The organism is Vibrio sp. HI00D65 (assembly GCF_001635455.1).
Lineage (GTDB): Bacteria > Pseudomonadota > Gammaproteobacteria > Enterobacterales > Vibrionaceae > Vibrio.
The window spans coordinates 1-220 of sequence record NZ_LWEH01000543.1 but is presented as its reverse complement, the minus strand read 5'-3'; the positions used below and the strand labels follow the sequence as shown (position 1 = coordinate 220).

Annotated in this window: 1 protein-coding gene; it reads right to left on the bottom strand. The window is 46.8% G+C overall.

Translation table 11 applies throughout. From position 1 onward, the window contains the following. Nucleotides 1-220 (bottom strand): hypothetical protein (locus A3712_RS28505; protein ID WP_231891880.1); only part of this gene is annotated, 220 nt, incomplete at both ends.

Here is a 220-nt window from a genome sequence, read left to right as displayed (position 1 = left end):
CGCCCCCTCGCGCGTTTTTCTGACGCAGAAATGGGATCTTAGCCTCGACCTCTTCCGCAGTGTAGAAACGTTCTTTGCCTTTTTCTCCTTGATTCTTTCCAATGTTCCAAGGCTTGCTGCCACTTCGAGAAACTACAGTGATTCTATAACTATCAGCTCCCAATATTTCGTGTTGACGTCTCCAAGCCTCGATCTTTTTCAGTTGGTCAGGACTCTGTTT